At 64.5% G+C, this 24632-nt stretch carries 21 protein-coding genes; 9 read left to right on the top strand and 12 right to left on the bottom strand.

Annotated features, from left to right (window positions below; genetic code table 11):
* The first annotated feature begins 3 nt into the window (after positions 1–3).
* The 4 genes from DRB87_RS03275 (at position 4) to DRB87_RS03290 (ending at position 4441) form a co-directional block, all read left to right on the top strand.
* Entirely contained in the window at positions 4–897 is an 894-nt protein-coding gene (locus DRB87_RS03275) for a LysR family transcriptional regulator (RefSeq protein WP_130024854.1), read from the top strand.
* Between the two features lie 156 nt (positions 898–1053).
* A complete protein-coding gene (locus DRB87_RS03280) occupies positions 1054–2070 on the top strand; it encodes a succinylglutamate desuccinylase/aspartoacylase family protein (RefSeq protein ID WP_130024855.1) in 1017 nt (338 codons plus the stop codon).
* A 64-nt stretch (positions 2071–2134) separates the two neighbouring features.
* Positions 2135–3493: an MFS transporter gene (locus DRB87_RS03285; protein WP_130024856.1), complete on the top strand. Its 1359-nt coding sequence runs from the start codon at positions 2135–2137 to the stop codon at positions 3491–3493.
* A gap of 57 nt (positions 3494–3550) precedes the next feature.
* Complete coding sequence (locus tag DRB87_RS03290; RefSeq protein ID WP_130024857.1) at positions 3551–4441, top strand: MBL fold metallo-hydrolase; 891 nt, start codon at positions 3551–3553, stop codon at positions 4439–4441.
* Between the two features lie 113 nt (positions 4442–4554).
* Here DRB87_RS03290 and DRB87_RS03295 read toward each other — a convergent pair whose 3' ends face one another.
* The 3 genes from DRB87_RS03295 to hppD all read right to left on the bottom strand — a co-directional run bounded on the left by DRB87_RS03295 (position 4555) and on the right by hppD (position 8585).
* Complete coding sequence (locus DRB87_RS03295; protein ID WP_130024858.1) at positions 4555–5754, bottom strand: amino acid aminotransferase; 1200 nt, start codon at positions 5752–5754, stop codon at positions 4555–4557.
* A gap of 204 nt (positions 5755–5958) precedes the next feature.
* Complete coding sequence (locus DRB87_RS03300) at positions 5959–7347, bottom strand: amino acid permease (protein WP_130024859.1); 1389 nt, start codon at positions 7345–7347, stop codon at positions 5959–5961.
* A 164-nt stretch (positions 7348–7511) separates the two neighbouring features.
* Entirely contained in the window at positions 7512–8585 is a 1074-nt protein-coding gene (hppD, locus tag DRB87_RS03305) for a 4-hydroxyphenylpyruvate dioxygenase (RefSeq protein ID WP_130024860.1), read from the bottom strand.
* A 290-nt stretch (positions 8586–8875) separates the two neighbouring features.
* Between hppD and DRB87_RS03310 the strand changes: the two genes are divergently transcribed.
* A complete protein-coding gene (locus DRB87_RS03310; protein ID WP_130024861.1) occupies positions 8876–9349 on the top strand; it encodes an Lrp/AsnC family transcriptional regulator in 474 nt (157 codons plus the stop codon).
* A 342-nt stretch (positions 9350–9691) separates the two neighbouring features.
* Positions 9692–11404, top strand: a complete 1713-nt coding sequence (gene leuA / locus DRB87_RS03315) for a 2-isopropylmalate synthase (RefSeq protein ID WP_130024862.1) — start codon at positions 9692–9694, stop codon at positions 11402–11404.
* Between the two features lie 155 nt (positions 11405–11559).
* On the opposite strand, the gene pcaF is transcribed toward leuA, so the two are convergent.
* From pcaF to DRB87_RS03330, 3 genes are all read right to left on the bottom strand, one after another.
* A complete protein-coding gene (gene pcaF / locus DRB87_RS03320; RefSeq protein ID WP_130024863.1) occupies positions 11560–12762 on the bottom strand; it encodes a 3-oxoadipyl-CoA thiolase in 1203 nt (400 codons plus the stop codon).
* Between the two features lie 102 nt (positions 12763–12864).
* Positions 12865–13515, bottom strand: a complete 651-nt coding sequence (locus DRB87_RS03325) for a CoA transferase subunit B (protein WP_130024864.1) — start codon at positions 13513–13515, stop codon at positions 12865–12867.
* Between the two features lie 25 nt (positions 13516–13540).
* Positions 13541–14218, bottom strand: a complete 678-nt coding sequence (locus tag DRB87_RS03330; RefSeq protein WP_130024865.1) for a 3-oxoacid CoA-transferase subunit A — start codon at positions 14216–14218, stop codon at positions 13541–13543.
* 301 nt (positions 14219–14519) lie between these two features.
* Here DRB87_RS03330 and DRB87_RS03335 point away from each other — a divergent pair, with 301 nt between their 5' ends.
* Positions 14520–15320 carry an IclR family transcriptional regulator gene (locus tag DRB87_RS03335; RefSeq protein WP_130024866.1) on the top strand — a complete coding sequence of 267 codons (801 nt, stop codon included), beginning with the start codon at positions 14520–14522 and terminating at the stop codon, positions 15318–15320.
* An 82-nt stretch (positions 15321–15402) separates the two neighbouring features.
* Here the strand turns inward: DRB87_RS03335 and DRB87_RS03340 are convergent, their stop codons facing one another.
* The 3 genes from DRB87_RS03340 to DRB87_RS03350 form a co-directional block, all read right to left on the bottom strand.
* Complete coding sequence (locus DRB87_RS03340) at positions 15403–15636, bottom strand: DUF2783 domain-containing protein (RefSeq protein ID WP_130024867.1); 234 nt, start codon at positions 15634–15636, stop codon at positions 15403–15405.
* Positions 15637–15703: 67 nt separating this feature from the next.
* Positions 15704–17440: an FAD-dependent oxidoreductase gene (locus tag DRB87_RS03345; protein WP_130024868.1), complete on the bottom strand. Its 1737-nt coding sequence runs from the start codon at positions 17438–17440 to the stop codon at positions 15704–15706.
* A gap of 125 nt (positions 17441–17565) precedes the next feature.
* Positions 17566–18525 (bottom strand): MBL fold metallo-hydrolase, encoded by a 960-nt coding sequence (locus DRB87_RS03350; RefSeq protein ID WP_130024869.1) that lies wholly within the window; start codon positions 18523–18525, stop codon positions 17566–17568.
* A 251-nt stretch (positions 18526–18776) separates the two neighbouring features.
* Between DRB87_RS03350 and DRB87_RS03355 the strand changes: the two genes are divergently transcribed.
* Both DRB87_RS03355 and DRB87_RS03360 read left to right on the top strand, forming a co-directional pair.
* Entirely contained in the window at positions 18777–19598 is an 822-nt protein-coding gene (locus DRB87_RS03355) for an IclR family transcriptional regulator (RefSeq protein ID WP_240756160.1), read from the top strand.
* A complete protein-coding gene (locus DRB87_RS03360; RefSeq protein WP_240756161.1) occupies positions 19595–20473 on the top strand; it encodes an IclR family transcriptional regulator in 879 nt (292 codons plus the stop codon). The genes DRB87_RS03355 and DRB87_RS03360 overlap by 4 nt, the downstream gene beginning before the upstream one ends.
* Positions 20474–20551: 78 nt before the next feature.
* Here DRB87_RS03360 and DRB87_RS03365 read toward each other — a convergent pair whose 3' ends face one another.
* From DRB87_RS03365 to DRB87_RS03375, 3 genes are all read right to left on the bottom strand, one after another.
* Positions 20552–20977 (bottom strand): hypothetical protein, encoded by a 426-nt coding sequence (locus DRB87_RS03365; protein ID WP_130024870.1) that lies wholly within the window; start codon positions 20975–20977, stop codon positions 20552–20554.
* 257 nt (positions 20978–21234) lie between these two features.
* On the bottom strand, positions 21235–22614 hold the full coding sequence (locus DRB87_RS03370; RefSeq protein WP_130024871.1) for an MFS transporter: 1380 nt from the start codon (positions 22612–22614) through the stop codon (positions 21235–21237).
* 344 nt (positions 22615–22958) lie between these two features.
* A complete protein-coding gene (locus DRB87_RS03375; RefSeq protein WP_130024872.1) occupies positions 22959–24596 on the bottom strand; it encodes a glucan biosynthesis protein G in 1638 nt (545 codons plus the stop codon).
* Between the last annotated feature and the right edge of the window lie 36 nt (positions 24597–24632).

The following is a 24632-nucleotide window of genomic DNA, read 5'->3' on the forward strand; positions in this document are numbered from 1 at the left end:
ACCATGGAACTCAGGCATCTCCGATATTTCATTGCGGTGGCAGAGCAGTTGAGCGTGCGCGCGGCGTCCGAAATTCTGCATGTGACGCAACCGGCCGTCTCCCGGCAGATCCGGGATCTCGAAGAGACCATCGGGGCGGCGCTCTTCACGCGCACGGCGCGCGGCCTCGTGCTGACCGCTGCCGGAACGGCCTATCTCGCTGAAGCCCGTGACATCCTCGCCCGTGTCGAAAGCGCGAACCGTACCGCACGGCGCCTCGCGTCGGGCGTCACCGGCCGGTTACGCATCGGTTTTGTCGAGAACGCGTCCTGGGACGGTCTGGTGCCCGCCGCCTTCAATGCCTTTCAGCGCACCACGCCAGACGTGGCGCTCGAACTGATACCGATGAATACGCCCGAACAGCTCGACGCCATCGCGGCCGGTACGCTGGACGGCGGGTTTTGTTATCGTTTCGGCGCGTTGCGCGAAGGATGCGCCGAAGTGCCCCTGCTCGAACACGATGTCGTCCTCGCGGTGCCGGCAGATTGGCCGATGGGGCGCGAGGGCGACGTGGACATCGCGTCGCTTCGCGCGCACCCCTTCGTGGCCTTTCCGCGCGCGGTTTATCCCGCGTACTACGATCGTTTGATCGCCGCATGTGCCGAGCATGGCTTGACGCTCGACATTCGTCAGGAAGTGTCGACCGAGGCGGCGATCCTGTCGCTGGTGTCTGCGGGTGTCGGGCTGGCGATCGTCAACGATGCGAATCGCGACCGGCCGCCGGCCCGCGTGCGTTTTGCCGCCATTCGCGATCTCTCGGTGCGCTTGCCGTTGGCCTTCTGCCACTCGGCGCAGCATCCGCCACAGCCCGCCCTGCAACGCTTCATCGAACAGTTGGCCGCCGTACAGGCGGCTTGACGCTCCGACGTGCGATCGGATGCCGTGGCATCCGCCGCCACGTCGGGCGATGCGTTGGAGGCATCACCCCGGTCAATGAACGGCATTGGTCAAGCATTTTTGCGTCTGCGATAGTGAATTCATCCAAGGCATCGCCTGGCTTTTCACTCTCTCGTCATGCAAAACTCTGCGTCCCTGATTGCTTCCGATATCGACTATGAGCGCACCGGTCTCCAGACCGGCACGCTGCGCTTGCCTTATTCTCACGACCGATCCGCTTACGGGCATGTCCCGATTCCGGCCGCAGTGCTGAACGCGGGCCCGGGCACCGGCCCAACGGTGCTGCTGACCGGTGGCAATCACGGCGACGAATACGAAGGTCCGATCGCCCTGATGAAGCTGTTGCAGCGCCTGCCCACCATGTCGGTTCGCGGCCGGCTGATCGTGATTCCCGCGCTGAACTATCCGGCGTTCGCGAACGGCACGCGCACGTCGCCCATCGACAAGGGCAACCTGAACCGGCTGTTCCCCGGCGCGCGCAATGGACAGCCGACCGAGATGATCGCGCACTACGTGGAGACCGAGCTGCTGCCCCGTGCCGACGTCGTGATCGACTTGCACGCCGGCGGGGCGTCGTTCGACCACGCACCGACCTTGCTGGCCGCGCCGCCCGTCGACGTCGCGCGCCGCGCTCGCTATCTGCAGTTGGTTCGCGCCTTCGGTGCCCCGTACACGATGGTTATGGATCTGCTCGGCGAAGACCGCACCTTCGGCGCCGCGGCGCAACGTCACGACAAACTATTTCTCTGCGGCGAATTTGGTGGCGGCGCGGGTTGCGACGCCGCCAACCTCGCCATTGTCGAAGCCGGTCTGCAACGCGTTCTGCGCGTGCTGGGCGTTACGTCGGAGGACGGTCCGGCACCGTCGCACGACACCCGCGTCATGGCCGTGCACGGGCCGAGGCATTACGTCTACGCGCCGCGGGGCGGTGTCTTCGAGCCGGCGTTCCGGCTCGGCGACGACGTGCGCGACGGGCAACTGGCCGGGCGCCTGTTCGATCCGCACGCCCCGTGGGAGGCACCCCGCGAAATCGCCTTCCGCAGCGACGGCACGGTGATGTGCATGCGCACGTTCGCCCGAGTGGAGCCGGGCGACTGCATCGCATTGCTCGCCAGCGACAGTCCCTGGGACTGACGCGTACTGCGCCGATCGCAGCCTCCGTCATCTCGACACATTGCATGTCAAACAGGACATTCTCATGAGCGCTCAACCCGCCATCATTGCCACGTCGGCAGATGAGCAACACGGACGTGCCGGCTATTACGGTTACGTGGTGCTGCTGTTTTTCGTTTGCTTTGCGTTTTCTTATCTCGACCGTCAGGTCGTCAGCATTCTCGTGCAGCCGATCAAGCAAACGCTTGGGCTCACCGACGTGCAGATCGGTCTGATGCAAGGCATATCCTTCACCATGTGCTATGCCACGGCGGGGGTCTTCGTGGCCCGCTGGGTCGACCGCGCCAATCGCGTGACGCTGATCGCGGCCTGTGTGGCCATCTGGGGGGCATCGACCGTGCTGTGCGGGTTTGCGACCAACTTTACGGAGCTGTTGTTCGCGCGCGCCGGGACGGCCGTGGCGGAAGCGGCACTCAGCCCTGCCGTGCTCTCGATCTTTAGCGATCTCTTCGCGCCGCGAAAGGTCACCCGCGCCAGCAGCATCTTCATGTTGGGGCCGTATGTCGGCGGCGGGCTGGCATTGTTCGGCGGCGGTTATCTGTTCACCCTGAGCAGCGATCACACCGTCAGTGCCTGGCTGGCGACCCATGGGCTGACGCCGTGGCAGTCCGTTTTCGTTGCCGTCGGTCTGCCGGGTTTCCTGCTCAGCGCCCTGGTGTTCTTCACGGTGCGCGAGCCAACACGCCGCGGCCTCGGACGCGCCGGTGCCGTCGGCGAGGACGACTTGCCGTCGATGCGGGAAGTGATGCGCGAGCTCTTCGTCAGGAATCGCTTTTGCCTGCCATACTTCGCGGCGTATGTGGCGCTGATCACGCTCTTCTACGCCCATGCCGCCTGGTTTCCTGCGCTACTCATGCGCAAGTTTCAGCTCGACGCCCGGACGGTCGGCGAACTTGCGGCGCCCGCGTACATGCTGGGTGGCGTGCTCGGTGTGGTCTGTGCGGGCCTGCTCGCCGCGCGTGCGACGGATCGTAGTGCGCTGCGCCGGGTACTGGGCCTGTCCACCGGCGGCGCGGCCATGCTGATTCCTGCGGCGTTTGCGATGCCGCTGATGAGCCATAGTCTGGCGGCAGTGGTGCTTTATGGCGTGTGTGCGTTCGCCGCAAGCATCGCCATGGCGCTCGCGCCTGTTCCGCTTCAGATCGCGCTGCCAAACCGAATGCGCGGTCGGGCGATCGCGCTGCTCGTCTTCATGACGAATGCCATCAGCGGCAGTGTGGGTCCGTTTGCGGTTGGCGCGATCAACGAGCACCTTGGAAGATCGGCGAGTAGTCTGGGCACGGCGCTTGCGCTGGTGGGGACGGTCGCGGCGATTGCCAGCTTCCTTTGCTATGCGCTTGCCACGCGCCGCGCCGCGGTGGCATTGGCATCCGGTAGCGAGTGATGTGCCGGTCATTGCATGCGTTGCTTATTCTGCTGGATAACGTCCTGGAGTTCGAACATGACGCCGTCTGTCCCCGTCTTTCATGTGGGATCCGCCCGAATCACGGGCATCTTCGAGACCGCGTTTGCGTTGCCCGCGCCGCGACTGTTTCCCGATTGGGCACCCGAGGCCGGGGCTGATCTCGCGACAAGGCTTTCGCCGGCGTCGTTCGATCCCTCGAATGGACGCGTCGCGTTGCAAACGCATCTCTGGATCGTGGAGTTCGACGGCTTGACGATCGTCGTCGACACCGGTATCGGCAATGGCAAGACGCGGGCCTTCAGTCCGTTGTTCGACCGCTTGTCGAATCCCGTGCTGGCGCGCCTGAGCGCGGCGGGATTTGATCGCGAACAGGTCGACTACGTGTTCAACACGCACCTCCACGTCGATCACGTTGGTTGGAACACCTTTCGCGAAGGAGAGCGCTGGGTGCCGGTATTTCCCAACGCCACGTATGTCTTCGCCCGGCGCGAGCGTGAGTTCTTTGACACCGGTCCGGGCGCCGCACGTCGAATGGTGTTCGAAGACAGCGTGTTGCCGCTGCTCGACGCCGGCCTTGTGCATGAGGTGCCCGACGGCGGTGAACAGGTGCTTGACGGCGTTCGCTTCCTGCCGACGCCAGGCCACAGTGCGGGTCACATGGCTATCTCGATCGCGTCGCAGGGGGAGACCGCGTTGTTCTCCGGCGATGTCATGCACAGCCCCGTGCAGGTCTATCGTCCCGAGTGGTGTTCGGCGTTCTGTCTCGATCCGGTTCAGGCCGACGTGTCGCGCCGCAGGCTGCTCGGTCTGGCGGCTGACGCCGGAACCACTGTGTTCCCAGCCCACTTTCCCGAGGGCTCGGCAGGCAAGGTCGTGCGCGGTGCGGCAGGGCTGTCGTGGCAGTACCTCGCCTCGGCACCCCGGTGACGAAGCACGCCGGGCAAGCTTACCGTGCAACTCGTTAAGCACGCCGCATTGAATTGAAAAAGGGACGGCGCACGCCGTCCCTTTTTCGTGGGGCTTCCAATACGGAGCGACGCTCAGCCTTGGCTCAACACCTTGGCGATGCTGTCGGCCACCACCGCCACGTTCTTCTCGTTGAGGCCCGCCACGCACATGCGGCCCGAGCGGATCAGATAGACGCCGTACGTATCACGCAGGACATCGACCTGCGTCGCCGACAGCCCCGTGTACGTGAACATGCCGCGCTGCTCGAGGTAGCGCGAGAGCATCGCCTCGGGGATATGCCCGCGCAGGCCGTCGTGAATCGCGCCCCGCATGCGCGCGATGCGCTGGCACATGGCCATGAGTTCGGCTTCCCACGACTTGCGCAGTGCCGGTGTGCTCAATACCTTGGCGACGATCTTCGCGCCGTGCGTCGGCGGGTTGCTGTAGTTTGAACGCACCGCGCTCGTGAGCTGACCGAGCACGCGATCGGCCGCTTCGGCCGACTCGCAGATGACCGACAGGCCGCCGCAACGCTCGCCGTACAGCGAGAAGTTCTTCGAGAACGAGTTGGCGACGAAGGCCGGCACCCCTTGACGTGCCAGTTCACGAATCACGAACGCGTCGGCGTCCAGACCCGAGCCGAAGCCTTGATACGCCATGTCGACGAAGGGCAGCAACTCGCGCTTCTTGAGTACGTCGATCAATTGCACCCACTGCGCATCGTTCAGATCGACGCCGGTCGGGTTGTGACAGCACGCGTGCAGCAGCACCACGCTACGCGCAGGCAGCTTGTCGATGGCGTCGACCATCGCGTCGAAACGCAGGCCGCCGGTGGCCTCGTCGTAATACGGATACGTATTCACGGTGAAACCGGCACGCTCGAAGATGAAGCGATGGTTGTCCCACGTGGGATCGCTCACCCAGACCTGCGCGCCGGGGAAGTAGCGCTTGATGAAATCGGCACCCACCTTGAGCGCACCCGAGCCGCCGAGCGTCTGTACCGTAGCGATGCGACCGTCGGCGCGTGCCGGCGAGTCGTCGCCGAACACGAGCGCTTGCACGGCGTCGCGATAGGTGGCCAGCCCTGCCATCGGCAGGTACGGCTTCGGACCGACTTCGCCGAGCAACTGCGCTTCTGCCTCTCGCACGGCCTGCATGACCGGAAGGCGGCCATCGTCGTCGTAGTAGATGCCGATGCTCAGGTTGACCTTGTTGGTACGGGGATCCTTGGCGAAATTCTCGTTGAGCGAGAGGATCGGGTCACCGGGATAGGCATCGATATGTTCGAACATGGCGGTTCCTGGAAAAACGAGAGAAAGTCGGTGGAGTGCGGGCGCCGGGCCGCCGGACCGTCTGATCGGTCCCGGCGGCCCGGACTGCGCCAAGAAGTTGATGATACCGCTAGTGAGGTGTCGCCGGGTATGCCCCCGGGCGGTTGGCGCCCGAGGCGCTGCGACCGGCTGGCGCCGGTGGTCGTCGGCCTTGGGCGGGGGACCTCAGCGTGCCGCCCTGGCCTGAATCGGGGCTACGCGGTGTGTTTTCTGACGCACCAGATAGCCGATGCCGAGCGCGACCAGCCACACCGGGATCAGGTAGACCGAAATGCGCAGGTCCGGAATCAGGTACATCACGACCAGAATGCCGCCGAGGAACGCCAGGCACAGGTAGTTCGTGAGCGGGTAGCCGAGGCTCTTGAACAGCGTTGTCTCGCCCGCGCGCGCCTTGGCACGACGGAAGACCAAATGGATCACACTGATCATCGCCCAGTTGATGATCAGCGCCGACACGACCAGCCCCATCAACAGTTCGAATGCCTTGCCCGGCATGAAGTAGTTGATCACCACGCACACGGCGGTCGCGGCGGCCGAGACGCCCAGCGCCAGCAGCGGAATGCCACGACGGTTGACCTTGAGCAGCGCACGCGGCGCGTTACCTTGACCGGCCAGACCGTAGAGCATGCGGCTGTTGCAGTACACACAACTGTTGTAGACCGAGAGCGCCGCGGTCAGCACCACGGCGTTGAGCACGTTGGCAACGGCATTGCTGTTCAGTGCGTGGAAGATCAGCACGAACGGGCTGCCGCCCGATACCACCTTCTCCCACGGATACAGCGAGAGCAGCACGCCGAGCGCGCCAACGTAGAAAATCAGAATGCGGTAGATGACCTGGTTGGTCGCGCGCGGAATCGTGTGCGACGGGTTGTCCGCTTCCGCCGCCGTGATGCCGACCAGTTCCAGTCCCCCGAAGGAGAACATGATGACGGCCATCGCCATGACCAGGCCCGATACGCCGTTCGGGAAGAAACCGCCGTGTCGCCACAGGTTGGTCACGCTGGCTTCAGGGCCGGCGTTGCCGGAGAACAGCAGATAGCCGCCGAACCCGATCATGCCGACGATGGCGGCGACCTTGATGATGGAGAACCAGAATTCCATCTCGCCGTACGACTTCACGCTGGAGAGGTTGATGGCGTTGATGACGCCAAAGCACACGAGGGCCGAGACCCAGGTGGGGATGGCCGGCCACCAGTACTGGACGTAGATGCCCACGGCCGAGAGTTCGGCCATCGACACCAGCACGTAGAGCACCCAGTAGTTCCAGCCGGACACGAAGCCCGCGAAATGGCCGCAATACTTGTTGGCGAAGTAGCTGAACGAGCCGGCGACCGGCTCGTCGACGACCATTTCGCCGAGCTGGCGCATGATGAAAAACGCGACGACGCCGGCAATGGCATAGCCCAGCAGCACTGACGGACCGGCGGTCTTGATGGTTTGGGCGATGCCGAGAAAGAGGCCGGTGCCGATCGCGCCACCCAGCGCGATCAATTGGATGTGACGATTCTTCAGGCCGCGGTGGAGCGAGCCTTCTTGTGGTGCGTTGGCGGACATGTCTGTTCCTTACCCTACCTTCGTTGCCATGCGGCGCGCTTCTCTGTTTCGTCCTGTGGGCGAACGAACCGGAACCGTTGAGCCGCCACGGCGCAGCGCTTATGACGCCGCCGCCGTGTCCTTTGGGATCGTCGGCGTGTGCCGACGATCGTGTCTCCCCCGACTCAGACCTTGAGCGTACCTCGCTCGATCTGATCGCGCTCGAGCGATTCGAACAGCGCCTTGAAGTTGCCTTCGCCGAAGCCGTCGTCACCCTCGCGCTGGATGAACTCGAAGAACACCGGGCCGAGCAGCGTCTTCGAGAAGATCTGCAACAGCAGGCGCGGCTTGCCGCCTTCGGTCGTGCCGTCGAGCAGAATGCCGCGCGACTTCAGTTCGCCGATCGGCTGGCCATGACCGGGCAGACGGGTCTCGAGCGCATCGTAGTAGAAGTCGTTCGGCGCGGTCATGAGATCGACGCCGGCCATTTGCAGGTTGTCGATCACCTGCAGCAGGTTGTCGGTGAGGAACGCAATGTGCTGAATGCCTTCGCCGTTGAAGGCCATCAGGAATTCCTCGATCTGGCCGCTGCCCTTGGCGGATTCCTCGTTCAGGGGGATGCGAATTTTACCATCGGGCGCGGTCATGGCCTTGGACGTCAGGCCGGTGTATTCGCCTGAGATGTCGAAGTAGCGGATCTCGCGGAAGTTGAACAGCTTCTCGTAGAAGCTGGCCCAATAGGCCATGCGGCCGCGATAAACGTTGTGCGTCAGGTGGTCGATCAGACGCAGGCCGTGGCCGACCGGATGGCGGTCGACGCCCTCGATGAATTCGAAGTCGATGTCATAGATCGACTTGCCTTCCTCGAAGCGATCGATCAGATACAGCGGCGCACCGCCGATGCCCTTGATCGCGGGCAGACGCAGCTCCATCGGGCCGGTCTCGATCTCCACCGGCTGCGCACCGAGCGCCAGTGCACGGGCGTAGGCCTTGTGCGAGTCTTTCACGCGGAATGCCATGCCGCAGGCGCTCGGACCGTGCTCGGCGGCGAAGTAGGCCGCTTCGCTGTTCGGCTCGCGGTTCACGATGAAGTTGATGTCGCCCTGGCGGTACAGCACTACGTCCTTCGAACGGTGACGCGCCACCAGCGTGAAGCCCATCTGCTCGAAAATGGGTTCGAGGACGTTCGGGGTAGGCGACGCGAATTCCACGAATTCGAAGCCCATCAGTTGCATCGGGTTGTCAAACAGGTCGGCCATGATCGTCTCGGCTGGGTCAGGTGATGGATAAGGTGTCAGATTCGTCGAACGCCGGGCGACAACGGGAAGTGCAACAAAATTGCGCTTTGTCGACCGTCGGGTTGGGATCAACCGGCGGGCCCGTTCCGTTCGCCGTAATCCCTGAAATGTTGGGAAGGTGGCGCGCATATGCGACGTTTTACCGCGCTCAGTGTAAGGGGGGCACCGCAAAATAGGATTTCGTAACGGTGTTAGGGAAACCCTAGTTTATGCACTAATATTTCGGAAAATGTGTATGAGGAGAGATAAAAGTGCATGATATCGAGATCGATCGAATCGACGTCCGGTTGCTGGGGGTATTGCAGTCGCGCGGGCGAATTTCGAATCTTGAGCTGGCCGAGGCGATCAAGCTGTCGCCCGCGCAGACGCTGCGGCGTCACCGGCGGCTCGAGGAGATGGGCGTCATCAAGGGCTACGACACACGGCTCGACGCGCAGCGGCTCGGCTTCGGCGTGGTCGCCTTCGTCCATGTGACGATGGAGCGCGGTCATATCCGCGACCTGTCGAACTTCAAGGCACTGGTGGCGGAGCTGGCACAGATTCAGGAGTGCTTTTCCGTGACGGGCGATATCGACTACGTGCTCAAGGTCGTGGCCCGCGATCTGAAGGCGCTGTCCGAGTTCTTGCTCGATACGCTGATGCGGATTCCCGGGGTGAGTGCCGTCAAGTCGAGCGTTTGTCTCGACGAGATCAAGTGCACCTCGGCCGTGCCGCTCACGGCCTGATGGGGCGGCGGTCTCCTGGCGTCGCCGCTCAACGGCGGCGCGTAGTTGCCCACGACGGCAATCTCGCAAAGCAACACATCATGGTTGACAGTGCCTGAAACTCTGTGATTTCATGAGGCCCATGATCACCGCGCAATTCTCCCTCTCGCTACGACTACTAGCCCGCTCCACCGGGCTTGGTCCGTTGCTGCGCGCGTGCATCGTCTGAAGATTTCTCTGAAGCACCGCTGATTTTCCCCAGTTACGCCGATCTGAGCCCCGGTTCCTCCAACCGGCGGTCGTAGCTTATCTGCGTTCATGCGTCGTCCGGTTGCCACTTTTGCTGACCATCGAGACAACGCCATGTTGAAGCACCCCGCCACGAAGTACCGCCCGTTCACCCCGGTCAATATCCCCGACCGACAATGGCCGAGCCGCACCATCACGCGCGCCCCGATCTGGATGAGCACCGATCTGCGAGACGGCAACCAGGCCCTGTTCGAGCCGATGGATGCCCAGCGCAAGATGCGCATGTTCAAGACGCTCGTCGCCATCGGCTTCAAGGAAATCGAAGTGGCGTTCCCGTCGGCGTCCGATACCGATTTCAACTTCGTGCGGGAACTGATCGAAGGCGGTCACATCCCCGACGACGTCACCATCGAAGTCCTCACGCAGGCCCGCGACGACCTCATCGAGCGCACGTTCGCCGCGCTCAAGGGCGCGCCGCGCGCCATCGTCCACCTCTACAACGCGACCGCGCCCGAATTCCGCCGCATCGTCTTCAACCTCGATCAGCCCGGCGTGAAGGCGCTTGCCGTGGCCGCGGCCAAGACGATCAAACGCTGTGCCGACGCCGCGCCGGACACGCAATGGACGCTGCAATACAGCCCCGAGACGTTTACCGGCACCGAACTCGAGTTCGCCAAGGACGTGTGCGACGCCGTGTTCGATGTGTGGCAGCCGACGCCGCAGCGCAAGTGCATCGTCAACCTGCCGGCCACGGTGGAAATCGGCACGCCGAACCACTATGCCGACCAGATTGAGTGGATGCACCGTCACCTCGCGCGCCGCGATTCGCTGATTCTCTCGGTCCACCCGCACAACGATCGCGGCACGGCCGTGGCCGCCGCTGAACTGGCCGTGATGGCCGGCGCCGACCGCATCGAAGGGTGCCTCTTCGGCAACGGCGAGCGCACGGGCAACGTTGACCTCGTCACCCTCGGTTTGAACCTGTACACGCAGGGTGTGGATCCGGGCCTCGACTTCTCGAACATCAACGAGATCGCCCGCACGTCGGAAGAATGCACGCAGTTGCCCGTGCATCCGCGACATCCGTACGTCGGCGACCTGGTGTTCACCGCGTTCTCCGGTTCGCATCAGGACGCCATCAAGAAGGGCCTGGCGGCGCAAAAACCTGATGCCGTCTGGGAAGTGCCGTACCTGCCCATCGACCCGAGCGATCTCGGCCGCACGTACGACTCGATCATTCGCGTGAACAGCCAGTCGGGCAAGGGCGGCATCGCCTATCTGCTCGAGCAGTCGTATGGCGTGCAGATGCCGCGTCGGCTGCAGGTCGATTTCAGCTCGGCCGTACAGCGTTACACCGACGAGACGGGGGCCGAAGTCACCGCGTCGCAGATCTGGCAACTGTTCCAGAAGGAATACGTGGCGTCGAACGAGCCGGTCGCTTACGTCGGTCACACGCTGTCCGAGCGAGACGGCCGCCAGCAAATCGCCGTGACGCTCGACATTCACGGTCACCGCACGACCGTCTCGGGCACCGGTAACGGACCGCTGGACGCCCTGATGCACGCCATGCGCACGCCTGTGCGCGTCCAGCACTACGAGGAGCGCGCGCTCACGCAAGGGGCCGACGCCCGTGCGATCGCCATCGCGGAGATGGCCGGCGACGCCATCGTGGGCAGTGCTTTCGGCGTGGGCATCGATGCGAATCTGACGACCGCATCGATTCGGGCAGTGATCAGCGGCATCAACCGCGCGTATGCCCGCAGCGAAGCGGACGCGCGGGCAACGTTCTTCGACGCCGTCATGCGTGACGTCGCCAAGGCTGTCTGAACGGTCAGGGGAACCTGAGGAAGGACGGAAGGAGATTGAGGGCAGATGCGTCCCGCCCGGCACTGATCGTGCCGGCGGGACCCCGGTGCGGCGTGGCAGGACTTACCCAGTCCCGCACGCGCGCCCGGCCCTGAAACACGGGCGGTGTTGTGGGATTACACCGCTTCGATGGCGATAGCGATGCCTTGGCCGACCCCAATGCACATCGTACACAGCGCAAAGCGACCACCCGTACGCTGGAGCTGGTACATCGCCGTCGTCACCAGACGTGCGCCGCTCATGCCGAGCGGATGGCCCAGCGCAATGGCGCCACCGTTCGGATTGACGCGCAGGTCGTCGTCGGCCACGCCGAGCTGACGCAGCACGGCCAGGCCCTGGCTCGCAAACGCTTCGTTGAGTTCGATCACATCGAACTGATCGATCGACATACCGAGCCGAGCGAGCAGTTTTTTCGTTGCGGGAGCCGGACCGATGCCCATGATGCGCGGTGCCACCCCTGCCGTCGCCATGCCCAGAATGCGGGCACGCGGCGTCAGGCCAAAGCGCGCCGCACTCGCCTCGTCTGCCAACAGCAGAGCGCAGGCGCCGTCGTTGACGCCAGAAGCGTTGCCGGCGGTCACGGTGCCATCCGGGCGTACCACGCCCTTGAGTCTGGCGAGCGCTTCCATGCTCGTTGCACGCGGATGTTCGTCGCGATCCACCACGATCGCCTCACCCTTTTTCTGGGCGATGGACACCGGCGTGATTTCCTGGGCCAGCGTGCCGTCGGCCTGGGCGCGTGCCGCTTTTTCCTGCGAACGCACCGCGAAGCGATCCTGATCTTCACGGCTGATGCCGAACTCGGTCGCAACGTTCTCGCCCGTCTCGGGCATCGAATCCACACCGTACTGCGCCTTCATCAACGGATTGACGAAACGCCAGCCGATGGTCGTATCGTAAATTTCCGCCTGACGCGAAAACGCGCTCGCCGCCTTGCCCATCACGAACGGCGCACGGCTCATGCTCTCCACGCCGCCGGCGATCATCAGGCCGGCTTCGCCCGCCTTGATGGCGCGCGCGGCGGTGCCGATGGCGTCCATGCCCGAACCGCACAGGCGGTTGAGCGTGGCGCCCGGCACGTCTTGCGGCAGGCCGGCCAGCAGCGACGACATGCGTGCCACGTTGCGGTTGTCTTCTCCGGCCTGGTTGGCGCAGCCGAAGATCACGTCATCGACCTGCGTCCAGTCGACGCCGCCGTTGCGCGCCATGAGCGCCTTGAGGGGCACGGCGCCGAGGTCGTCGGCACGTACGGAGGACAGCGCGCCGCCGTAGCGGCCGATGGGGGTGCGAATCGCGTCGCAGATAAAGACTTCACTCATGGGTCTACCTCAGCCGAATCGAAACTCGCGCAGGGAGTCTCGCAGATGAAAAAACGCCGGGTTGCATCAGGCGATGTCCCGGCGGTGGGGGCTTGTGCCGCGTCAGGCAACAGCCGGTGAGGGCAGCAGCGTCACACCGGTCACACCTTGGAGTTCGTCGAGCGTGAGGCCGTCGACCATGTCGACGACGCGCAGGCCCTCGGGGGTGACGTCGAGCACCGCCAGATCGGTGTAGATGCGCGTGACGCAACCCACGCCGGTGAGCGGATACGTGCACTGCTCGACGATCTTGCTCTCGCCCTGCTTGGTCTGGTGCTCCATCATCACGAACACCTGCTTGGCGCCGCTGGCGAGGTCCATCGCCCCGCCCACGGCCGGAATGGCGTCGGGAGCGCCCGTGTGCCAGTTGGCCAGATCGCCCGTCTTCGAGACCTGGAACGCGCCGAGCACGCAGAAGTCCAGGTGGCCACCGCGCATCATCGCGAACGAATCGGCATGGTGGAAGTACGCGCCGCCCGGCTTGAGCGTGACGGGTTGCTTGCCGGCATTGATGAGGTCTTCGTCCTCTTCGCCCTTGGCGGGGGCCGGGCCCATGCCGATCACGCCGTTTTCGCTCTGGAGAATGATCTCTCGCTCGGCGGGCAGGTGATTGGCGACAGCGGTCGGCAGGCCGATGCCGAGGTTGACGTAGGCGCCGTCGGGAATGTCCTGGGCAACGCGGGCGGCCATCTGGTCGCGGGTCAGTCGGTTCATGTCGTGCTCCGAGTTCAGATGGGGATCAGGCGCGTGCGGTGCCAGGCACCGCGACGACGCGTTGAACGAAGATGCCGGGCGTGACCACGGCTTCCGGATCGAGGTCGCCCAGCGCGACGACTTCATTCACCTGAACGATGGCGCACTTGGCCGCCGTGGCCATGATCGGGCCGAAGTTGCGGGCGGTCTTGCGATACACGAGGTTGCCCCAGCGGTCGCCCTTGAGCGCCTTGATGAGCGCGAAGTCGGCGTGGATCGGCAGTTCGAACACATATGGCTTGCCGTCGATGACGCGCGTTTCCTTGCCTTCGGCGAGCAGCGTGCCGTAGCCGGTCGGCGTGAAGAAGCCGCCGATGCCGGCGCCTGCGGCGCGAATGCGCTCGGCCAGATTGCCCTGCGGCACCAGTTCCAGCTCGATCTTGCCCGCGCGATAGAGCGCGTCGAACACCTGCGAGTCGGTCTGGCGCGGGAACGAGCAGATGATCTTGCGCACGCGCCCGGCCTTGAGCAGGGCGGCGAGGCCGGTCTCACCGTTCCCGGCGTTGTTGTTGACGATGGTCAGTTCGCGCGAGCCTTGCTCGATCAGCGCGTCGATGAGCGCCGAGGGCATCCCGGCATTGCCGAAGCCGCCAATCATGATCGTCGCGCCGTCGTGAACGTCGGCAACCGCGCTGGCGAGCGAATCGTAAATCTTGTTGATCACACGTGCCTCCTGGGCAGTTCCATCGGGCTGGCGGACTCTCGGCCGTGGCCCTTGTTGGGTGTCTCCCGGCGATGGCGTCTTGTCAGGCGGCATCGTCTGGTTCACAATGTTCTTATAGCGAACATGTATTCGCTATAAGAACAGCGTAAGCCTTCTCGTGTCGGCCGTCAAGCGAGGGTCGGCCCGAGGGGGGGACGCCGGTCTGGCGCAGACGACGCAGTGCCGTGTGTCGTGCGGTGGAACCGGCGACACAAATCCATTACGCTTGCCGTTCCATTGCCTTTCGACATCCGCCTTTTCCATGACACCCGTGCTCAACGACGCTACCGAACCCACCGACAAGAAACCGGGTGACTCCTACGTGCAGTCGTTTGCGCGCGGGTTGGCTGTGGTCAAGGCGTTCAACGCGACGCGTCCGGCGCAGACGCTCTCGGAAGTCGCACAGGCGTCGGGTCTCACCCGTGCGGGGGCGCGTCGCATTCTGCTCACGCTCGAAGCGCTGGGCTATGTGCGAAGCGAGGGGCGCCTGTTTCGGCTCACGCCGCGTATTCTCGACCTCGGCTTTTCGTATCTGACGTCGATGCCGCTGTGGAATCTGGCCGAGCCGTTCATGGAGGCGCTGGTGCAGCAAGTGCATGAGAGCAGTTCCGCCTCGGTGCTCGATGGCGACGACATCGTCTATGTCCTGCGCGTGCCGGTGCGCAAGGTGATGTCGATCAACCTGTCGATCGGCAGCCGTCTGCCGGCATGGTGTACCTCGATGGGGCGCGTCATGCTCTCGGCGTTGCCCGACGACGAACTCGACGCCGCCTTGCGTCGCGCGGACATTCGTCAGCACACGCGCCGCACGGTGACGGATATCGACACGTTGCGTCAGCGCATTCTCGACGTGCGCGCCCAGGGGTGGGCCATCGTCGATCAGGAGTTGGAAGAGGGGATGATTTCGATCGCTGCGCCAATTCGCAACCGCGCGGGGCAGGTGATTGCGGCGATGAACGTCAGCGGTCAGGCCAACCGCACGTCGGCGGCGGAAATGGAAGCCACATTCCTCGCGCCCCTGCTGGCGGCCGCGCAGAAGATTTCGCAGATGGTGGTGGTGTAACGTCCGCACGCGCGTTGCTTGCGCGGTCTCGCGTCGAACAAAGCGGGGCGCCCGATGGCCGGGCGCCCCGCTTTTGCTTGTGTCACGCTTGCGGACCGTCCGTCGATCCACTCGTCGCGGTGCCCAGTGCGCCAGCGCGCGCCAGCCGAAGCGCCGAAAGCAGCGTGTCGTGATCGCCGATCTGGTTGGCGAGCAGCAGGATCAGTTGCGCGTTGGCCGCCTGACTTTGCGCCTCGTCGAGATCTCGGTGCATGTCGATCAGGGCTTCGTAGAAGTCGTCCGGACGCGTCAGACGCGGTTGTGTATCGAGTGCCATGAAGGGGCTCCTTACTGCGGGATCGATGGGATCGGGATGTGGGTCGATGCGCTTGGCCGGCGGCACCTCAGGCCGCGCATTGCATCGGCGCGACTTCCGGGGCGGTACGTCCCAACGCCCGCTCGCGCGCGGCGGCAATCGCCGTCGCGTCGACGCTGCGCCACCGCGCGCACACGTGTTGATCCGGACGAATCAGATACACCGTTCCCGGCGCGGCGTCGTAGCGTTGGGCCGCCAGGCCTTGCGCGTCGTGCCAGACGCTATGGGATTCGCCGCGCGCGTCCTGCGCCGCTTCGGCATCCGGCGTGACGAACAATGACACGACGGGCACGCTGTCGTTCGCGAGCGCGTCGAGGCCCGCGAGCGATGCCGCATCGAGCGACGCCGGTGCACCGAATACGAGCGCGACGAAGCGCCCGCCCAGGCGAGGCAGCAGCCAGCCGTCCTGCCCATGCCGGACGAGCGGTGCGTCGACGCAGGCCGTGCCCGGGACCATGCGTCCCGCAAACGTGTCGCGCTCCGGCGTATTCAGTGTCGACTCGCTCAGCACGGCGGGCACGGACAACCGCCCGCTGTTGACCAACTGACGCGCAAACGCGTGATCGCGGGCGAGCGTCAGCACGGCATCGCGAAAGACCCGCGAGACGGGGCTCTTGGGCGTGATGAAATCGGTGGAACGCGTCGAGTTGCGGATGTTTTCGTCAGCGGCGAATTCGCGCTCACGGGCGTAAGTGTCGAGCAGCGTATCCGGCGCCTGGCCGGCAAGCACCAGCGCCAGTTTCCACGCGAGGTTCTCCGCATCCTGCACGCCGCTGTTAGCGCCGCGCGCGCCGAACGGCGATACACCATGCGCGGCGTCCCCGGTGAACAGCACGTGACCGTGACGGAAGTCGTCCATGCGCAGGCATGAGAACGTATAGACGCTGACCCACTCCAGGGTGAATTTGGCGTCAGGTCCGAGCAAGGCTTGCACGCGTGGGATCACGCGCTCGGGCGTCTTCTCGACGGCCGGGTCGGCATCCCATCCCAACTGGAAATCGATGCGCCACACGTCGTCTGGTTGACGATGCAACAGCACGGATTGATTCGGATGGAACGGCGGATCGAACCAGAACCAGCGCTCGGTCGGAAAGTCTGCCGTCATCTTCACGTCGGCGATCAGGAAGCGGTCCTTGAATGTGCGTCCGTGGGTGTCCACACCGAGCAACTTGCGCACGGGACTGCGCGATCCGTCGGCGGCCACGACGTAACGTGCGCTGGTTTGATAGTTGCCGTCGGGCGTCTCGACCGTGAGCGTGACGCTCGCCTCGGGCGTACCGGGCGTGCCTTGCTGCGTGAGCCCCACGACCTTGTGCTTCCAGCGGATGTCGATGTTCGGCAGTTCGCGTGCGCGCTCGTAGAGATAACCTTCGACGTAGTACTGCTGAAGGTTGATGAACGCCGGACGAAGGTGTCCCGTTTCCGGCAGCAGGTCGAAGTTGTAGACCTCCCGATCGCGCAGGAACACGCGGCCGACGTTCCAGCACACGCCCTTTTGCACCATGCGCTCGCCGCAGCCGAGACGGTCGAAGATATCGAGCGTACGCTTGGCGAAACAGATGGCGCGCGAACCTGCCGAGAGCGTGCAGTCGTCGTCGAGCACGATCACGGGCACGCCCTGCTGCGCGAGGTCGATGGCGCTCGCCAGTCCCACCGGCCCCGCGCCGACCACGATGACCGGGTGAATATCACCCGCGGCGTTGCCGGACTGTTCTGCGCAGGGCTGGTAATCGAACGTCAGACGCTGGTAATCGATGCTGCTCATACAATGTCTCCATCGTCGGCACCGCACCGGCGCAAGCGCCCCGGCGGGTTCCGCTTTTTGCTTTTACTCTTGATGTTGCGCCCGGCGCGGCGTCTATCGCCGCGCCGAGGCCGATCTGCGCGACCTCAGTCCTGCAGAGCGGTCCACATTTCCTTGTCGCGCTGCGCCGTCCAGATGCGCGGATGCGTGATGCCGCTCGCTTCGTCGAACGCGCGGGTCACATCGAACGGCAGGCAGTGTTCGTAGATGAAGACCTGACCGAACTTCGGATCCATCGCGCGACGCGTCAGTGCCATCGCCCCCTTCAAATCGAGCTTCTGTTCGACGGCCTGCTTGCCCGCTTCGAACAATGTCGTCACGAAGTCCTTCGTGTACGCCAGGCCCTTGGCGACATCGTCGGGCGTGGTCAGGGCAGGGCCCCGGCCCGGCACGAGCTTTTCGGCGCCGAGCGCGGCCAGCGCGTCGAGCGTGGCCGGCCATTCGGCGAGTTGCGCGTCACCGGTGTAGCATGCGGCGTCGTACTCGACCAGGTCGCCCGAGAACAGCACCTTTTGCGACGGCACCCATACCACCGTGTCGCCCTTGGTGTGACCCGAACCGAGGTGCGCGATCCTCACTTCGAGCTTGCCGAGGAAGAGCGTCATTTCCTTCTCGAAGACGAGCGTCGGCCACGTGAGACCCGGCACCGTTTCGACACCGGCGAACAGACGCGGAAAGCGCTCGATCTCCGACTTCATGTCGGCTTCGCCGCGCTCGACGATCATCTCGTACGTGCCACGGCTTGCGATGATCTGCTGCGCGCCTTCGGCGAAGTAGGCCGACGCACCCAGCACGCGCACGGCGTGATAGTGCGAGAGCACCACATACTTGATCGGCTTGTCGGTGATCGTGCGGATCTTCGCGATGAGATCCTGCGCCATGGCGGGCGTGGCTGTCGTGTCGACGATCATCACGCCGTCGTCGCCGATGATGACGCCGGAGTTCGGGTCGCCCTCGGCCGTGTAGGCCCAGGTGTTTTCCGACAATTGGGTGAATGTGACCTTCTTGGTTTCCAGGTCGGCTTGCGAGGCGAATGCTTTGGCCATGCTTGTCTCTCTCTTATCTCGTCTGCGGGGATGATGCGACTGATGGGGTCGATGAAGCCATCTTACGAAATGCCCTTAATATTTGTCAATGACAAATAGTATCGTTATTTGCTAATGTTGAGTCATGGGCGATGGAATGACGTTCCCGCCTTGGGTTAACCCCGAGGAACGTCGGGAACGATGCCATTGCGGGCGTCGACTTGTTTAGAATCTAGGCCATTTTCCTGTGGGAGCCCGCCTCCCTTGATCGCATGAATCGAATTCCGATGGACGGCACGGCCGACGCGAGCGGCCAACCCGGGCGTGCCTCGCGCGGTGTGCAAAGCGTGGACGTAGCGGCGCGCGTGCTTCAGGCGCTGGCGCAGGCGCACCGGGCACTGGGGCCGGGCGATCTCGCCGCGCTCGCCGGGCTGCCGCCTGCGCAGGCGCATCCGTATCTGGTAAGCCTCACGCGGCTCGGCTTGCTCAAGCGCGACCCGATGTCGGGCGACTACACGCCGGGACCGATGACGTTGCGTCTCGCGTTGCTGCATCTCGAGAACGACCCGGCGTATCGCGCGGCGGTGCCGCGTGTCGTTGCGCTGGCACGGGAGACGGGGCTTTGTGTCGCGATCTGCACGAGTGCGCCGCAGGGCCCGCTCGTCGTGCATTTCGAGCGTGCGGCGTTTCCGTTGCATGTGAATCTGCACGTGGGATCGGTCATGTCGCTCACGACGACGTCAACCGGGCGGGCGTTTTGCGCGTTCACCCCGCAGGCGCAATGGCCGCAGGCGTGGCGTGAGCAGATGCCGACATCCCCGACCGAGCGCGAAGGTTTCGATGCGCTGCTCGACGAGACACGCGCGCACGGTGTGGCGCGTAGCGTGAATACGCCGAGCCCGTCGGTGAGCAGCCTGTGCGCGCCGGTGTTGGATGCGAGCGGGCGGCTGCGTCTTGCGCTCACCGCGATCGGGCCGACGGCGGCCCTCGATGTCGCATGGGACGGCGCGGCGGCGAATGCATTGCGCGCGACGGCGAGCGACATCGCCGCGCAAGTCGATGCTCGTGGCGCAGACGGCAAGGAGGGCGCATGAACGCGACGCAAAGCCGAAAGGAAACGCACGAGGTGCCTGACGACGTGGCATCGATGCCCGCGAAACCGCAGCGCGGCATTCAGGCGCTGGAAAGCACCGGGGCATTGCTCGAGGCGCTGGCGGCGGCGGGGCGTCCGCTGCCGCTCAATGCACTCGCGCGCGACGCGGGGATGGCACCGGCGAAGGCGCATCCGCATCTGGTGAGCTTGCAACGTGCCGGCTTGCTCTCGCGCGATGCGAACGGCAATTTCGAGGCGGGGGCGCTCAGCCTTGAGCTTGGCTTGATGGCATTGCAGCGTCTCTCGCCTACGGGGGAAGCCGAGCCGGAGATTCTCGCGCTGGCTCACGCCACCGGATTGTCGGCCGCGATGGCCGTGCTCGGTCCGGTCGGTCCCACGGTGGTTCGGCTTGAGGAGGCGATGCGTCCGCAGCACGTGAGCCTGCGCATCGGCACAGTGCTCTCGTTGGTGAACACGGCCATTGGCCGCACGTTCGCGGCGTTCCTGCCCGATGCGGTACTCGACGGCATGCTCGCACAGGAATCGGTGCGCATGGCGGGCCTCGGCGCGGAAGGGCGCGCGTCGACGCCGCCAGCCGACTTTGCCGCGCGGCTGAAGGCGATTCGCGACCAACGATTCGATACGGCGCAAAGCAATCCCGTGCCGGGTATCGACACAGTGGCGGTACCGGTGTTCGATCACACGGGGGAGGTGACGCTGGTGCTTGCGTTGATGGGGTCGGCGGGCAGTTTCGAGACGGCGCTCGATGCGTCGCCGGCGCAGGCCTTGCAGGCGGCGGCGCGCCGGCTGTCGTGGCGCTTTGGCGCGGTGGGCCGGGCGGACGGCGCGGTAGGTTCGGTTGGCGCGGTTGGATAAGCGCGCGGCGGCCGCACGATCGGTACAGACCGATCCCGGCCGAGACGTGATCCGGCCGGGTGAAGGTTCAGCGAGTCGTCAATGAATGGCCAACGCGTTGGCCTGTGCGTTGGCCACGCCGGCCACCACGTTCACACCGAGATTGCCCGAGGCGCCCATCAGGGCCCGGTCGCCCAGCGACGCGCTCGGCACGCCGGTCAGGATCGTCGTGTTGCGGATCGTCTGACGGGTATCGACCGCAACGCGCGAGGCGTTCGCCAGCACAAGCTGATTCGACTGCAAGTTGAGCGCGCCGGCGGCAACGTTCACGCCGAAGCTGCCGTGCGCGTTGCGCAGCGCGTCGGTGCCGAGGGTGGCGGTCTGGCCGCCACGAAACACGGCGTCGCTGGCGAGGGTTTGTCGGGTGGAGAGATTGACGACGGTGGCGTCGTTCAGCGGGGCGGCGAAGGCCGGCGCGTGGGCGACGGTCAGCACGAGGGCACTCAGCAAAGCAATACGCGGCATATTGATTTTCCCCAGAGAGTCCGTTGGGACGGATATCTGGTTATCGGCGCCTGAGGCGCTCGGGTTGAAGGAAATTTTCATGTGCCGCGGATGCGCCGGACGTTGACGGATTGCCCCGACACCGGCGCGTTGCGTCACTGAAAGCCGCGATCATTCCCATAACCGCCGCGGCGCGCATTTTCGCATGGCGACGCGCGATTGCGTCGCCATGCCGTTGCGTCGGTGATGGCGGGCCGAGCGTGCCTTGACGCGCGAGATTACGCCGGTTCTCCCGCGCCGTTCGCGAGTTTTGCCGCCGTGACGTGCGCTTGCGTTGCCGCCTGCTGCTGCACCGACGCCGATTTCTTGTGGTCGATCAACAACACGGCAACGACCGCGATGACGGCGGGAATGGCGATTGCCATAAAGTTTTGCTGCAAAGGCAGTGACAGGCTCACCAGCATACCGATCGCGATGGGCGCGAGAATGGCGCCGCTGCGTCCCACCCCGGAGGCCCAGCCGATGCCCGTGCCGCGCGCGGCCATTGGATAGAACTGTCCCGCGTAGGCGTAGGTGACGATCTGCGTGCCGATGGTCGACGCCCCGGCCAACCCCACCAGCACGAAGAGCACCGGCGTCGGTACCTTCACGCCGAGCAGCGTGATGGACACGGCGGCGAGCGTATACATGCCCACAAGTACGTACTTGATGTTGAAGCGGTCAGCGAGCCAGCCGCCGCCGATGGCACCGAGCATCGCGCCAAAGTTCAGCACGAGCACAAACGTGAGCGCCGAGCCGAGGCTATAACCGGCGCTTGCCATGAGCTTGGCGAGCCACGAGCTGAGCGCATACACCATGAACAGGCACATGAAGAACGCGACCCACAGCATGACGGTGCTCATGCCTCGCCCGTCCTGAAACAGACGCGAGAGCGGCGCAGCCTGCTTGCGATCCGTCGAGGGCAGCGCGAACTGATCGCCCGGCTGCGCAACATAATCCGGCGCGAGGCGGGCAAGCACCTGCTTGAGCGCGTCGAGACGGCCCGTGCGGATCAGGAACGGCATCGATTCCGGCAGGGCCTTCATCGCGAACGGCACGAGCAGCGCGGGCAGACCCGCCGCCAGAAAGACGGACTGCCAGCCGTGCGTCTCGATCAGCCCCTTGCCGAGCAGCGCGGCGAGCATGCCGCCTACCGAATAGCCCGAGAACATGAGCGTGACGAGCGTGGCGCGCAGGCGACGCGGCGCGTACTCCGTCATTTGCGCGACCACGATCGGCATCACGCCGCCGATGCCGACGCCCGCAAAGAAGCGTGTCACGGAGAAGCTGATCGGCTCGTGCGTGAATCCGGCCATGGCGGTGAACAGCGAGAACATCAGCACGCAGATGGCGATGGCTTTGCGCCGGCCGATGCTGTCGGCCACCATGCCCATCGCAATGGCGCCGAACATCATGCCGAAGAGGGCGGCGCTGACCATGAAACCGGCACTGGTGGCGTCGACGTTCATCGCTTTCATGATCGAGGGCAGCGCAATGCCCGCGACCGCGAGATCGTAGCCGTCGAAGATGATGATGAGCGCGCACCAGAGCAGGATGCGGTAGTGATAGCCGTTCAAGCGGGCGTTGTCAGCCAACTCATGTACGTCGATAGGTCGCATGCGAGTGTCTCCATAACGAATCCGCCCTCCGTCGAAATGCGGAGAGTCTTGGGGATGTCTTGACCGACGCAAGCGGCACCAGGCCGGGCCCCATCCGGGCGGCCGAGGACCGTTGCCGAGGAAGCCGACTGCCTCAACACACTTCGATGGGCAGCTATTTATGCAATATTGTGCATGCAGTAAACGCGAAATGACGATCCACTGCAAGGACAATTTGCCCGATTCAGGGTTTTACAGGAGGAATCAAGGCGCGTAAGTGCCTGTTTAATTGTGGTGGCGGCGGGCGCGGAGTAGGAGGGGGGTGCGGCGGCAGGACACCGCCGCACGAAGACGCAGGATGCAACTTATTGCTTGGCGACCGAAAACGGCGGGAGCTGATAACTCCAGGTCTCGCTCACGGCCTTGCCGCCGGAGACGAGGGCGGCCCGCAGTTCCACGACCTTGGCCGGATCCTTGACCATCACGCGCAGATTCAGGCGCATGCCATGCGTGACCGGGTTCGGTTGCAGCGTCTGCTCGATGAGGGTGGCGTTATCGCTCACGCTGACCTGTGGCGTGACCGAACCGGCGGGCAGCGTGGCGAGGGGGCCGCCGTCGAAGTCGACGATCAGCCCGGTGCTGCCGTCGAAGTGACGGATCAGGTTGGCTTGCGTAATCTCGCCCGCCGTGCGCAGCGTCTGCTTCACCCAGGCCAGACGTCGATCGACGATGCCGCGCTCGTTCGTCGTCCAGTGGATCGTGTAATCGGCCTGCAGCGGCTGCCCCTTGGGGGGCAATTGGTCAGGCGTCCAGAACGTGCCGATGTTGTCGTTGGTCTCGTCCGGCGACGGGATTTCCACCAGTTCGATATGGCCCTTGCCCCAGTCGCCCTGCGGCTCGATCCAGGCGCTTGGGCGAAGATCGTAACGATCCTTCAGGTCCTCGTATTGCGCGAAATCGCGCCCGCGTTGGAGCAGGCCGAAGCCGCGCGGATTCGTCACCTGGAACTGACTGATGGCCAGATTGCGCGGATTGTTCAGCGGACGCCAGATCCATTCGCCATTGCCGGCGTGAATGGCCAGGCCGTTCGAATCGTGCAACGCCGGGCGGAAGTTGTACGGATCGCGCTGCTGATTCGGTCCGAACAGGAACATGCTCGTGAGCGGCGCGATGCCGAGCTTGGTCACCGGGGCGCGCAGGAAGACCCGTGCCTGCACCTTCAGCAGCGAATCCTCGCCGGGCGTCAGATCGAAACGATAGGCGCCGGTGGCGCGCTTCGAGTCGAGCAGCGCGTAGAACACCAGGTGCTTGTCGCCCGCGTTCGGCCGTTCGATCCAGAACTCGCGAAAGGCCGGGAATTCCTCCGCGATGGGCAGGCCCGTGTCGATGGCCAGACCGCGTGCCGACAGACCGTAGACCTGTCCCTTGCCGATCACGCGGAAGTAGCTCGCGCCGAGCACGCTCATGATTTCATCGAGCTTGCCCGGCTCGTTGATCGGGTAGAGCACGCGAAAGCCCGCGTAGCCGAGGTTGTGCGTGGCGCTGCGGTCAAGCTTGAGATCGCCGAAGTCGAAGCGGTGGCTGTCGTACTTGATCTCGTCGATCTTCGCGTTGGCGCCGGTGCCGACGATCTCATTGATCTTCACCGGCGTGCTGAACTGCATGCCCTGGTGGTAGAAACCCAGCTTGAACGGCGAGGGCTGATCGTTCCATTCGAAGGCGTCGCGCCGCGGCTGGATCTTGATGTAGTCGCCGAACGGCATCTTGGCGAGCGCGGGCGTGAGATTGCTCACTGGCGCGACGTAGGGCTTGTCGGCGAGCGTCTTCGCACGGGCGGTGACGTCGTCGAGGGAGAAGGCATACGCATGCGCGGCGCTCAGCAGGGCGGCACCCGTGACAAAGGCGGACACGAACGCATGGGCGCGTCGATGCCAAGATTTGGCGGGGGAAGCAGAACCACGAAATTCTCCAGTCGTTGGGGGGCGTATCACGTCCGATGGCATCGCGACGTTCGCGAAAGGTGGGACGAACACCTTCGG

The sequence above is a fragment of the Pandoraea sp. XY-2 genome, assembly GCF_004193915.1.
In the GTDB taxonomy this organism is placed as follows: domain Bacteria; phylum Pseudomonadota; class Gammaproteobacteria; order Burkholderiales; family Burkholderiaceae; genus Pandoraea; species Pandoraea cepalis.

Coding starts and splice junctions, on each gene's coding strand:
- DRB87_RS03275 (WP_130024854.1), top strand. CDS start 4: ATGGAACTCAGGCATCTCCGATATTTCATTGCGGTGGCAGAGCAGTTG.
- DRB87_RS03280 (WP_130024855.1), top strand. CDS start 1,054: ATGCAAAACTCTGCGTCCCTGATTGCTTCCGATATCGACTATGAGCGC.
- DRB87_RS03285 (WP_130024856.1), top strand. CDS start 2,135: ATGAGCGCTCAACCCGCCATCATTGCCACGTCGGCAGATGAGCAACAC.
- DRB87_RS03290 (WP_130024857.1), top strand. CDS start 3,551: ATGACGCCGTCTGTCCCCGTCTTTCATGTGGGATCCGCCCGAATCACG.
- DRB87_RS03295 (WP_130024858.1), bottom strand. CDS start 5,754: ATGTTCGAACATATCGATGCCTATCCCGGTGACCCGATCCTCTCGCTC.
- DRB87_RS03300 (WP_130024859.1), bottom strand. CDS start 7,347: ATGTCCGCCAACGCACCACAAGAAGGCTCGCTCCACCGCGGCCTGAAG.
- hppD (WP_130024860.1), bottom strand. CDS start 8,585: ATGGCCGACCTGTTTGACAACCCGATGCAACTGATGGGCTTCGAATTC.
- leuA (WP_130024862.1), top strand. CDS start 9,692: ATGTTGAAGCACCCCGCCACGAAGTACCGCCCGTTCACCCCGGTCAAT.
- pcaF (WP_130024863.1), bottom strand. CDS start 12,762: ATGAGTGAAGTCTTTATCTGCGACGCGATTCGCACCCCCATCGGCCGC.
- DRB87_RS03325 (WP_130024864.1), bottom strand. CDS start 13,515: ATGAACCGACTGACCCGCGACCAGATGGCCGCCCGCGTTGCCCAGGAC.
- DRB87_RS03335 (WP_130024866.1), top strand. CDS start 14,520: ATGACACCCGTGCTCAACGACGCTACCGAACCCACCGACAAGAAACCG.
- DRB87_RS03340 (WP_130024867.1), bottom strand. CDS start 15,636: ATGGCACTCGATACACAACCGCGTCTGACGCGTCCGGACGACTTCTAC.
- DRB87_RS03345 (WP_130024868.1), bottom strand. CDS start 17,440: ATGAGCAGCATCGATTACCAGCGTCTGACGTTCGATTACCAGCCCTGC.
- DRB87_RS03350 (WP_130024869.1), bottom strand. CDS start 18,525: ATGGCCAAAGCATTCGCCTCGCAAGCCGACCTGGAAACCAAGAAGGTC.
- DRB87_RS03355 (WP_240756160.1), top strand. CDS start 18,777: ATGAATCGAATTCCGATGGACGGCACGGCCGACGCGAGCGGCCAACCC.
- DRB87_RS03360 (WP_240756161.1), top strand. CDS start 19,595: ATGAACGCGACGCAAAGCCGAAAGGAAACGCACGAGGTGCCTGACGAC.
- DRB87_RS03365 (WP_130024870.1), bottom strand. CDS start 20,977: ATGCCGCGTATTGCTTTGCTGAGTGCCCTCGTGCTGACCGTCGCCCAC.
- DRB87_RS03370 (WP_130024871.1), bottom strand. CDS start 22,614: ATGCGACCTATCGACGTACATGAGTTGGCTGACAACGCCCGCTTGAAC.
- DRB87_RS03375 (WP_130024872.1), bottom strand. CDS start 24,596: ATGCCATCGGACGTGATACGCCCCCCAACGACTGGAGAATTTCGTGGT.